Raw genomic sequence first — 10,637 nt, 5'->3', positions numbered from 1 at the left:
CTGCAGATGGAATGACAGCGGCGACACCATCGTCCGCATGGTGTGGCTTGCCGAGCCGCCTGGGGACGAGACCACCGTTGACCCGGCTGTGCTCGCCCAGCAGGCCGTGGACAAGATGACGCTGCTCGGCCCCGACATCGCCAGCCCTCGGTCGGCAGGCAGGTACACGGTCGGTATACCGATGTGGATGTGGGTCAACCAGAGCGCGACGACCTATGGGCCCAACACGGCGTCGGCGTCGGCGGGTGGTGTGACGGTCACGGCCATCGCCAAGGTGTCGAAGATCGATTGGCGGATGGGGGACGGCTCCACAGTGACGTGCACCGGCCCCGGCGTCCCCTACACCGGCTCGGTAGGCATGGCTGAGTCACCGACCTGCGGCCATGTCTACTCCAAGACGTCAGCCGGTGCGCCGGGCGGGAAGTACGCGGTCACCGCCACCTCGACATGGACGATCGACTGGCAGGGCGGTGGGGCAGCCGGCCAGCTCACGGAGATCCGGCACTCAGATGTGCAGGTGGCCGTCGGTGAAGTGCAGGTCGTCAGGTAGTCGCCGAGCCGCCGAAAGGACATGAGGGTGAGCAAGACCAAGGAACGTACTGGCACACCCGTCGCGAACGGGGTGTCTCCGCAGCAGGCGGTGGCGGGTCCGGTGGCGCCGCCTCGGGTATCCGCCCGTCGGCGACGGCCGGGCGTGATCGCTCTGTCGCTGGCATTGATCGCAGCTGGTGGCGCTGGTGTCGCTGTGCTGCTCTTACAGGTCGGGGACCGCACGCCGGTGGTGACCGTGGTGCGTGACGTCCAGGTTGGTCAGGTCCTCACCGAGCAGGACCTGGGCGAGGCATCCGTCGCCTTGGACCCGGCGGTCAAGGCCGTACGCGCCGATGATCTGAAGTCGGTCGTGGGCAAGCGGGCCGCGGTGGAGCTGAAGCTGGGCTCGCTGCTGTCGCCGTCGCAGGTGACGAAGGATTCGCTGGTGAAGCCGGGTGAGCAGCTGGTGCCGATCGGCTTGAAGCCTGATCAGGTTCCGGCGACTGCTCTGGTGCCGGGGCAGCGAGTTCAGTTGGTGCAGGTGCCGGCCCAGGGCGCGGCCGCCACTACGGAGGAGGCAGCCGACGGCGCCGTACCCAAAACCATTGCGGGTCGGGTGGTGAAGGCGTCGACGGCTGCTCCGGGTACCGGGGTGGTGGTCGTCGATGTGGCCACGTCCGCGAAGGACGGTCCCACCGCGGCGGCGTGGGTGTCGTCCGGCACGCTGCGCCTGGTCCTCGATGCCCCGGATGGCCGCTGATGGCGGTCATTGCGCTGGCCGGGTGCAGCGGTGCACCTGGTGTGACGACCAGTGCTCTCGCCCTGCTGCTGTCGTGGCCGCTGGAGCCGGGCCGGCGGATGATCCTGGCCGAGTGCGACCCCGACGGCGGCGCCGTGCTGCACGGTCTGCTGCAGGGCACGCTCGGGGACCGGTACGGGCTGCGGAACCTGTCGGTCGCGGCCCGCAAAGGCGAGTTCGGTGAGGCTTTCTGGCGGCAGCTGATCGACCTGAGCAGCGAGGACGGCAAGGCCGAGTCGCCACGCGATCGGCTGCTGCTGCCCGGGATCACCGACCCCGCCCAAGCGGCGAGCCTGAGTTCGGTCTGGAAAGGGCTCGCGGCGATGTTCCGCGGCATCGACGCCGACCACGGTCACGACGTCCTGATTGATCTCGGTCGCCGTGGAGCCGTCGGTCCGTCCGGTGTCCTGGCCGAACAGGCCGATGCCGTGCTGGTCGTGGTCCGCAACACCTTGCGGTGTCTGCAGGCCACGCAGAGCCGGGTGGCCGCGCTCGAGGAACGCGTCGGCAATATCGGCCTGCTCATGATCAATGAAGGGCCCTATCCCGCGGGTGAGGTGCAGCGGGTGCTGCAGGTGCCGGTGGTGGCGACCCTGCCGTATGCACCGAAGGAGGCCCACGTGCTGTCCGACGGGGCCGACCAGCCCCGCCACTTCACCAAGTCCGCGCTGATGAAGGCTGCCCGAACAACTGCCACCCTGCTGGTGCAGCGGGCGGCCGCGCGCCGTGCCTGTCTTGGTCCGCCCAGCGGGCCGGTGAGGGGCCAGGTGGTGTCCCATGCGCGGTAGGCCTCTGCACGCCGACCCGACTGTAGTGCCGCCGCCCGGCAGTCCCCACAAGGCGCCGCAGCCGACGGAGGGCACGCCCGCGGGCACCAGGGTTCTCGGTGCAGCGCCTCAGGTCACGGTGGACTACAAAGTCGCTCGGCACATCGCCTCGCAGGTCGCCAAGCAGCGCGAGGAGCTCCTGAAGACAGCCCCGGACATGGACCGGGCCAGCGAGGAGCAGCGCTGCCTGGACTGGATCACCGAGGCTGTCGCGGTGTGGTCGGATGCCGCGGCGATGAGTCCGCAGCAGGACGAGGCGCTGCGGCAGGCGGTCTATGACCTGCTGTACCGGGCGGGGCGGCTGCAGCCGTATCTGGACGATGAGCGGGTCGAGGACATCATCATCCAGGGCCCCCATGAGGTATGGCTCGACTACGGCGACGGCGAGCGCAAGCTGGTGGGCCCGATCGCGGACTCCGAGGAGGAGCTGCTGGAGCTGTTGCGGGAGCTGGCTCGGGACTCCGGGCACAGTGAGCGCACGATCTCCACGGCGAATCCGACGCTCGCGCTGTCCCTCAAGGACGGCTCGCGTCTGCAGGCGATCGCGGGGCTCGGGCCGATGACGTATGCGGTCATCCGCCGGCACCGCGTCTCGCACGCCGATCTGGACAACCTCGTGCGGCTGGGCACCATCGACCCGATCCTGCGCGAGTTCCTCGGCGCGTGTGTGCGCGCGGAGAAGAACATCATGATCGCGGGGAAGCAGAAGGCCGGGAAGACGACGCTGCTGCGGGCGATGCTCAAGGAGTTCGACCCGGAGACGCGGTTCGCGACCATCCAGACCGAGGACGAGCTGTTCTGCCACGCCAACGGCTACCACCGCCAGGTCGTCTCCCTGATCGGGCGGGAGTCCAACGGAGAGAAGGACCTCACCGGGCGCGGCGCCGGCGAGGTCACGCTGCTGGACCTGATGCACCCGGCGCTGCGGATGTCGCTGGAGCGGATCGTCGTCGGTGAGGTCCGCGGCCCGGAGGTCGTGGCGATGATGCAGGCTCTCACCAACGGAGCCGGCGGCAACCTGTGCACCATCCACGCCCGCCGCCCGGACATCATCTTCGACCGCATCGCCGAGCTGTACGCGCTGGCGCAGGGCAACCTGTCCGAGCAGCTCGCCTACCGGCAGACCGCCAACGGCCTGGACTTCGTCGTGTACGTCGACATGACGGACGAGACGCAGATCGGCGGCAGCCGCCACCGCTACGTCTCCCACGTCCTGGAGCTGGCCGGGATCGGTGAGTCGGGGCGTCCCGCCACCAACGAGGTCTTCTCCCCCGGCCTGGAGTTCGGTGAGCTGCGGGCGGTGCCGCGGATGGACCCGGGCTGCATCGACGACCTGCGCCGTGTGGGTTTCGACTCCAGCTTGCTGCAGCAGCCGTATGGCGCTTGGACGGCGCCGTTGCCACTGAAGGTGGGAGCGATCCGGTGACGTTGCTGTTGGCCCTGTTGAGCGGTATGGCCGTAATGGGCGGACTGATCGGTGTGGTCGTCGGTGTGGTCGGTACAACCGCGTCACGCCGGGCGCCGCTGTTGCAGCGGCTCAAGGCCGGCCAGGGCCCGGCCGAGGACGTCCGCAGGCGCCGTCAAGCACTCACGACAGCAGCTGCGGTGGTGTTCGTGGGCGTGTGGCTGGTCTCGGGTAACTTCGTGGGCGGCCTCCTGCTGGGGGCGGCCGTGATCGGCGTGCCGTGGCTGGTCACGCCAGGGCAGATCGCGGCGGAACGCATCGGCCAGCTGGAGGGCCTGAGCGAGTGGACGCAGCGGCTGGCGGGCCTGCTGCGGCTGGGCATGGGCCTGGAACAGGCGATGATCACCAGTCGTCAGGGCGCCCCGGACGAACTCGCCGCCCAGATCGTCAATCTGTCCGACCGGCTGCGGCTGGGCTGGCGCCCCGAGGATGCCCTGCGGGCGTTCGGCGATGAGCTGGACGACGTCACCGCGGACAAGGTGGTGGCCGCGCTGATCCTGTCGGTCAACGACCGCGGCCCGGGCCTAGCTCAGGCACTGGAGGACCTGGCGGGCACAGTCCGCGAGGAAGTCGCCAAGAAGCGGAGCATTGAGGCAGACCGCGCCAAGCCGCGCACCACGGTGCGGTGGATGACCATCATCACCGTGGGCATCGTGGTGGCCGGGTTTTTCGTCCCCTCCTACACTGCCCCGTACTCCACGCTGCTCGGCCAGCTGGTCCTCGCCTTCCTCACCGCCGGGTTCGTCGCCACCCTCGCGCTGATGCGGCAGCTGGGCGCCTTCCGCCGCATCCCACGCTTTCTGATCACCGATGCCCGCAGCACGGTCCGTCTCCCAGCACCGGTGTCTCCTCTTGCAGCCGAGCCGGCCATCGAGCGTGAGGCGGAAGGAGCCCGCCCGTGAATCTCCTTCCCGTCGTACTCACCGGAGGCACCGTCGGCGCCGGCCTGGCCCTGCTGGTCCGCGAAATGCTGCGCCCGCAGCCCGCCCTGGCCCCGGCTCTGCAGCGTACGGCTCCGGGCAGCCTGTCCGTGGCCGCCGAGCAGGATCTGGACCGGGACGAGGTGTGGGGGCGGTGGCTGCTGGCCCGCCTCGAGCGCCTGCCCGGCGTGCGGGTGCCCGTCAAGAACCTGGCCCTGCTCGGCCAGGGCCCGGGCCAGTTCATGCTGAAGAAGACCGCGCTCGCCGCGCTCGGACTGCTCTGCCCCGTGCTGGTCACGATCCCGTGGATCGTGGCGGGCATCTCGCTGCCCTTCTACGTGCCCGCCGTTGTCGGACTCGCCGTCGCCGGCCTGCTGTTCATCACCCCGGATTTGGCCGTGCGCGACCAGGCCAAGCGGGCACGGGCGGAGTTCGCCCACGCCCTGGTCGCCTACCTGGACCTGGTCGCGCTCAAGCGGGCCGCGGACGCCGGCCCCACCGAAGCCCTGGAGAAGGCGGCCGCCGTCGGACAGGGCTGGCCCTTCCTGTATCTGCAGGGTGCGCTGCGCCGGGCCCGGCTGGAGAAGATCCCGCCGTATCAGGCACTGGGTGAGCTGGCTGCCGAGTACGACCTGCCCGTCCTGGACGATGTCGCCGACATCATGCGCGGCTCGGCCACCGACGGCGCCGCCGTCTACAAGGCGCTGCGGGCGCGGACCGCCGCACTCAGCGCCGAACTGCTGGCCGATCAGGCCGCGGAGGCGAATGCCGCCAGCGAGCAGATGACCGCGCCCGGTGCCCTGCTCGCCGTCTTGGTCATGTTGTTGATGGCGTTCCCGGCGGTGATCCGCATGCTCACTGTCTGAATCGCGGCCGGCCCTTCCCGATCGGCCCTTACCCGACCTTGCTGACCGACAAGGAGAACCTCGTGAAGTACACCGCCGCCCGTTCCTACCGCGCCGTGCTCGCTCTGACCACGCGGCTGGAGGAAGGTCTCGCCGAGCTGCAGCGGCGCCCGGACCGGGGCGACATCAGCATCACCACCGTCATCATCTGGGTCGCCGCCGTCACCGGCGCCCTGGTGATCGCCGGGACGATCGCCGCGGTGATCGCCAAGTACAACGGAAACCTGAGCGGCATCTGATGCGTGATCGCGCTCGCCTTACGGCTTGGTGGCGTGGGCGGAGATGGGCCGACGACCGCGGGGACGCGTCGATCCAAATGGCGATCGTCTACCCCTTCGTGCTGCTCGCCGCGATCGCAGTGATCCAGGCCTCCATGTGGTACTACGCGCGGCAGATCGCCCTGACCGCCGCCCGCGAGGGAGTCACCGCGGCCCGCGTCTACCAGGCCTCCCCCGCCGACGGCGTGGCACGGGCCCGGGAGGTGCTGGGCCGCACGGCCGGAGACAGCCTGCGGTCCCCCACCGTCACCGCCGGCAGCACCGGCGAACGCATCCGCATTCAGGTATCCGGAACGGCGCAGTCGATGATCCCCGGCATCCCGGGTCTGACCATCACGCAGTCGGCGTCCGGGCCGGTAGAGCGCTGGACCGTACCGGGAGAGGGGTGAAGACCATGTCTCGCCTGGCACGGTGGGCCAGAAGGACACGCCGTGATGACGGCAGCGTCGCCATCGAAGCGGCCATCGTCGTGCCGCCACTGCTGATGTTCCTCTGCCTGGCGATCGCCGGCGGCCGCATCGTCACCTCCGGCGCCAAGATCGACGCTGCCGCAGAGGACGCGGCACGGGAGGTGTCCATCCACCGCACCGCAGTCTCCGCACAGGCCGCCGCCCAGGCCGCGGCCGCCGAATCCCTGAACGATCAGGGCATCACGTGCGCCTCCAGCAGCGTCAGCATCGACGTCGGTGGGCTCAGTGTGCCGGTCGGGCAGGTCGGCACCGTCACGGTGACCGTCTCGTGCACGGTCCCCCTGGCGGACCTACTGCTGCCCGGCGCCCCTGGGGCACGCACCCTGACGTCGACCGTGACCTCGGTCGTGGACCAGCACCGGCAGCGGGGAGCGTGATGAACCCCCTGCACCTGCACCTGCACCTGCGCCTGCGCCGGGGCCGGTATGTCTTCGGTGACCGTGGCGGTGTCACCGTGTTCGTAGCGGTGTGCGTGGTGGCATTGCTCGGGATCATCGGCATCGCGATCGACGGAGGCGGCAAGCTGCGCGCCATCGAGCGCGCCGACCACATCGCCGGGGAAGCGGCCCGGGCCGGCGGGCAGGCCATCGACCCGGCCAAGGCCATCAGCGGCGAGGCCGTCATTGTCGACCCGCAGGGCGCCGTCGCCGCGGCCCAGGCCTACCTGAGCTCCGTCGGCGCCACCGGCACCGTCAGCGTCTCTGGCGACGGCAGGACGCTCACCGTGAACGTCTCCGACAGCTACGACACAAAGTTCTTGCCCGTGGTCGGGATCGGCTCCATGCCGGTCACCGGCCACGGCAAGGCGACGCTCCTGCACGGCGTCACCGCACCCGAAGGACCCTGATGCCCACGCCCACCACCCATGCTTCTCGTTCGGCCGGCCGCACCCTTGGCCGGGTGCTCAAGGCCCTGGGGAGCCTGCTTGTCCTGCTCGGCGCGGTTGGCGGGCTGCCGCTGCTGCTGGCCTGGGCTACTCCGGTCGTCTGGGAGTCCAGCCGCGACGACCTGGCTCACCTGCTGGACCGCCAGGACACCGGCGCGGCCTTCTTGATGCTGCTCATCGTGGTCGGCTGGATCGGCTGGGCGCAGTTCACTTTCTGTGCGGTGCGCGAGATGGTCGCGCAGCTGCGCGGCCGGGCCTGGCACGCACCCCGAGGTCTGGGCGCCTCACAGCGCGCGGCGGCCACCTTGATCGGCGGCATCCTGATCCTGCTGCCCACCAACTCCGCGCTGGCATCCCCCGCCCAGGCCGCCGGCCCCAGCACGAGCGCAGCCCAGGCACCCGGCCCCTCCCCGGCGGAACAGCCCGCTGAGCAGGGGCAGGAAGCGGTCGGCTCCCAGCCGGGCCCGTCGCGGACGGTGCAGCCGGGTGAGAGCCTGTGGAGCATCACCGAACGGGAGCTGGGCGACGGCGAGCGGTGGCGGGAGATCGCCGCCCTGAACGAGGGCCGCACCATGCCCGACGGGCAGGTCTTCCAGTCCACCAGCTTTCTGCAACCGGGCTGGCAGCTGCAGATGCCCGAGACCACCGCGGCGGCCGACGGGCTTCACGTGCAGCTCACGGGCCAGGCATCCACTGCCTCAGATGAGAGCGAACGTGTCGTCACGGTGCACGAGGGCGACTACCTGTCAAAGATCGCCCAGGAGGAACTCGGCGACGCCGGCCAGTGGCAGGAACTGTTCGACGCCAACCAGGGCAAGCCGCAGCCGGACGGCCTACCCGCCATCACCGACCCGGACATAATCTACGCCGGACAGCAGATCACCATGCCCGAGCCCCGGACACCGGACGAGGAACGGCACACCCCTCCGGCCGACAGCCACGACAATGCCCCGTCCGACGAGGCAGATGATCGGCCCTCCACTCCTGCGGCCACCCCGGCACCCGAGGGCGAGCAGCCCAACGACCGTGCAGAAGAAGAGGCGCAGCCGCCCGCGCCGAGCCAGACCGCGACGCCTGCCCCGGAAGCGTCCACGGCCGCTCCCAGCCAGCAGCCCAGCCGAGATGCGAGAGCACCGGGGGCGACGCCTGAGCAGGACTCCAGTGCGTCTCCTTCCGCCACGCCGTCGGAATCGGCCGGGCCGTCCGGCTCCGCCGAGTCCTCCCCCGCCCCGGCGGCCTCCGAGCCCTCCGCACCGGCCGGCAGCTTCCTGAATCTGCGCACGGTTCTGGGTGCCGGTGCGCTCCTGGCCGCCGCCATCACCGGTGCGCTGGCTCTGCGCCGTACGCTGCAGCGTCGTCGCCGTAAGCCCGGCGAGAAGATCGCCATCGCCCCGGAGACGTCGACCGCGGAGGCCAAGCTGGCGGCGGCCGCCGAACCGGACGGTGCCGTCCGCCTGGACCTGGCGCTGCGGACCCTGGCCCACCAGGCGGCTCGGCGCGAGGACGACACGACGCTGCCTCAGCTGCGCGCCGCACGGATCGGCGCCCGCACCCTGCAGGTGCTGCCCGAAGACCTCACGCAGGACCCTCAGGCACCCTTCGTAGCAAAGGAGGGTGGCTGGTGGACGCTGCCTGCCGACGCGGACCTGCTCAGCAAGCAGGACGCACGCGAGGTGCCGGCGCCGTATCCGGCCCTGGCCACCATCGGCACCACCGAGGGCGGAGACCTTGTGCTGCTCAACCTCGCCCAGCTGCCCGCGCTGCTGCTGGACGGTAACCCGGTCCACATCACCGAGGTGTGCACCTCGCTGGCGTTGGAGCTCGGCATGAGCCCCTGGGCGGCCGAGGCAGAAGTCGTCGTCATCGGGTTCGGTGAGGACCTGCCGCAGCTGCTGCCCACCAGCCGCATCGCCCACATGCGCCAGCCCGAGCACGCCCTGCGGGACCTGAGCGAGCGGCTGCTGGAGGCCCACCAGATGCCCGAGACCCGGCACCAGCCCTATGTGCTGCTGTGCGCGGCACCGCTGGACGCGGACACGGCCTGGGAGTTCGCCGAGGTCATCGACAAGGCCGACGCGGTGCCGGTCACCCTGGTGGCCCCAGCGAGCACGGCCGCCGTGCACTTCCCCACGGCCGAAATCCTCAACGCCTCACTTGGCGTTCCCCAGCGCTTTGACAACGCAGGATGCGACATCACGGTACAGCGCCTGGAACACGCCGCCTACCAGCAGATCACCACCGCACTGAAAGTATTGGGGCAGCCGGCCCACCCGGCCGAAGGGGCCTGGCGGGAGGTTCCGAACGAGCCTGAAGCCCAGCGGCCCAAGTCGCCCACAGCGAAGGAGCCGACGGCTCCGGTGGGAGAGCCTGTGGTCACGAGCGAGCCCGTGTCGGCCGCCTCGCCGCAGGCAGCGGAGGTGAGGGAGGCGGTCTTCCCCGCTCTGCTCGCCGCCTCCACCGACCCGGCCGGTCTGCGTCTGCTGCCCACCGCCGACGGGCCGTCTCCAGACGAGTCATCCTCGGGCCAGGATGATCGTTTCGGGCAGGCCCCGGACGCGGCGGCGGTGCCTGCGGCAGTGACCGAGCCAAACAACGAGCACTCCGGCGCGGAGAGAAAATCACCAGGTGCCGCCACCGGTGCCGCACACGACCTGCACGCCCCGGAGATCCGGGTCCTGGGGCCGATCGAGGTCACGGGGGTGGACAGCAGCGGCCACGGCCCGCGGATGGCGCAGCTGGCGACATTGCTCTACTTCCGGCCCGGCCGCCGCGCGGACGTGCTATGCGAGGCCATGGACCCCATCAATCCTTGGTCGACGAGCACCCTCAACGCCCGGCTGCAAGGTCTGCGCCGCTGCCTGGGCAACGCCCCCGACGGCCAGCCCTACGTGCCGCGCCGCAGCACCAGCGAGGACCCCTACCGTCTCTCCCCTGGCGTGCGCTGCGACTGGACCCGTTTCCTGCAGCTTGTCGAGCGCGCGTTGCCGCAGGGTTCCTCCGGCCTGACCGACCTGGAAAAGGCGCTGGCCCTGGTGCGGGGCAAGCCGTTCGGCGGCCGGCCGCTGCCCTGGGTCGAGCCCCACCAGCAGGAGATGATCACGCGGATCATCGACGTTGCGCACACCGTGGCCACCTACCGCATCCCCGCAGGCCCTCACCACGACCTCAGCGTCGCCCGCCAGGCCGTGGCGACCGGCCTTGAGGTCGACGACACGGCCGAACTGCTGTACCGCGACTGGCTCCGCATCGAACACGCAGCAGGAAACCGGCAAGGACTGCACACCGCCATCACCCGCCTCCAGCAAACCAACCAGGCCCTGGACTGCTCACTGGAAACAGAAACCGACCACCTCATCAACGAGCTGCTCCAGTCTCGAACCGGCGAAGACCACAACCTCTGACCCGCATCCCACACACCCCCACCCGCTGAAAGGATCACACACGTGGCCGCGCCACTTCAGCTGACACGGATGCACCGGGTTCTCATCGGCGTGGTCGTCTTCGGTGCCGTGATCATCGCCGGAATCGGCTTCGCGGGTTCGTACGCGGCCGTCCG

Annotated in this window: 10 protein-coding genes and 1 pseudogene; all 11 read left to right on the top strand. The window is 70.3% G+C overall.

The genetic code is table 11. The features are described 5' to 3' along the window. Positions 1 to 550, top strand: a pseudogene (locus KUM38_RS42755) (ATP/GTP-binding protein); the annotation flags it as partial. Positions 551 to 577: 27 nt separating this feature from the next. Continuing rightward, positions 578 to 1,291 carry an SAF domain-containing protein gene (locus KUM38_RS41050; protein ID WP_308409164.1) on the top strand — a complete coding sequence of 238 codons (714 nt, stop codon included), beginning with the start codon at positions 578 to 580 and terminating at the stop codon, positions 1,289 to 1,291. Then, positions 1,291 to 2,118, top strand: coding sequence for a hypothetical protein (locus KUM38_RS41045; RefSeq protein WP_217137246.1), 828 nt, complete (start codon positions 1,291 to 1,293; stop codon positions 2,116 to 2,118). The genes KUM38_RS41050 and KUM38_RS41045 overlap by 1 nt, the downstream gene beginning before the upstream one ends. Then, positions 2,108 to 3,583, top strand: coding sequence for a CpaF family protein (locus tag KUM38_RS41040; protein ID WP_217137245.1), 1,476 nt, complete (start codon positions 2,108 to 2,110; stop codon positions 3,581 to 3,583). The genes KUM38_RS41045 and KUM38_RS41040 overlap by 11 nt, the downstream gene beginning before the upstream one ends. Next, on the top strand, positions 3,580 to 4,524 hold the full coding sequence (locus KUM38_RS41035) for a type II secretion system F family protein (RefSeq protein WP_217137244.1): 945 nt from the start codon (positions 3,580 to 3,582) through the stop codon (positions 4,522 to 4,524). The genes KUM38_RS41040 and KUM38_RS41035 overlap by 4 nt, the downstream gene beginning before the upstream one ends. Next, positions 4,521 to 5,408 (top strand): type II secretion system F family protein, encoded by an 888-nt coding sequence (locus KUM38_RS41030; RefSeq protein WP_217137243.1) that lies wholly within the window; start codon positions 4,521 to 4,523, stop codon positions 5,406 to 5,408. Before KUM38_RS41035 ends, KUM38_RS41030 begins: the two co-directional genes overlap by 4 nt. Before the next feature lie 62 nt (positions 5,409 to 5,470). Then, positions 5,471 to 5,686, top strand: coding sequence for a hypothetical protein (locus KUM38_RS41025; protein WP_217137242.1), 216 nt, complete (start codon positions 5,471 to 5,473; stop codon positions 5,684 to 5,686). Beyond that, entirely contained in the window at positions 5,686 to 6,114 is a 429-nt protein-coding gene (locus tag KUM38_RS41020) for a TadE/TadG family type IV pilus assembly protein (protein WP_217137241.1), read from the top strand. The genes KUM38_RS41025 and KUM38_RS41020 overlap by 1 nt, the downstream gene beginning before the upstream one ends. A gap of 5 nt (positions 6,115 to 6,119) precedes the next feature. Continuing rightward, the gene (locus tag KUM38_RS41015) at positions 6,120 to 6,572 is read left to right on the top strand and encodes a TadE/TadG family type IV pilus assembly protein (protein WP_217137240.1); all 453 of its coding nucleotides are present in this window, start codon (positions 6,120 to 6,122) and stop codon (positions 6,570 to 6,572) included. Then, positions 6,572 to 7,042, top strand: a complete 471-nt coding sequence (locus tag KUM38_RS41010) for a pilus assembly protein TadG-related protein (protein ID WP_217137239.1) — start codon at positions 6,572 to 6,574, stop codon at positions 7,040 to 7,042. Before KUM38_RS41015 ends, KUM38_RS41010 begins: the two co-directional genes overlap by 1 nt. Continuing rightward, positions 7,042 to 10,482: a LysM peptidoglycan-binding domain-containing protein gene (locus KUM38_RS41005; protein WP_217137238.1), complete on the top strand. Its 3,441-nt coding sequence runs from the start codon at positions 7,042 to 7,044 to the stop codon at positions 10,480 to 10,482. The genes KUM38_RS41010 and KUM38_RS41005 overlap by 1 nt, the downstream gene beginning before the upstream one ends. Positions 10,483 to 10,637 lie beyond the last annotated feature (155 nt).

The sequence above is a fragment of the Streptomyces sp. AC558_RSS880 genome, assembly GCF_019049255.1.
Lineage (GTDB): Bacteria > Actinomycetota > Actinomycetes > Streptomycetales > Streptomycetaceae > Streptomyces.
The sequence above is the reverse complement of the archived record's forward strand: the minus strand, read 5'-3'. Positions and strand labels throughout refer to the sequence as shown.

Coding starts and splice junctions, on each gene's coding strand:
- KUM38_RS41045 (WP_217137246.1), top strand. CDS start 1,291: ATGGCGGTCATTGCGCTGGCCGGGTGCAGCGGTGCACCTGGTGTGACG.
- KUM38_RS41040 (WP_217137245.1), top strand. CDS start 2,108: ATGCGCGGTAGGCCTCTGCACGCCGACCCGACTGTAGTGCCGCCGCCC.
- KUM38_RS41020 (WP_217137241.1), top strand. CDS start 5,686: ATGCGTGATCGCGCTCGCCTTACGGCTTGGTGGCGTGGGCGGAGATGG.
- KUM38_RS41015 (WP_217137240.1), top strand. CDS start 6,120: ATGTCTCGCCTGGCACGGTGGGCCAGAAGGACACGCCGTGATGACGGC.
- KUM38_RS41010 (WP_217137239.1), top strand. CDS start 6,572: ATGAACCCCCTGCACCTGCACCTGCACCTGCGCCTGCGCCGGGGCCGG.
- KUM38_RS41005 (WP_217137238.1), top strand. CDS start 7,042: ATGCCCACGCCCACCACCCATGCTTCTCGTTCGGCCGGCCGCACCCTT.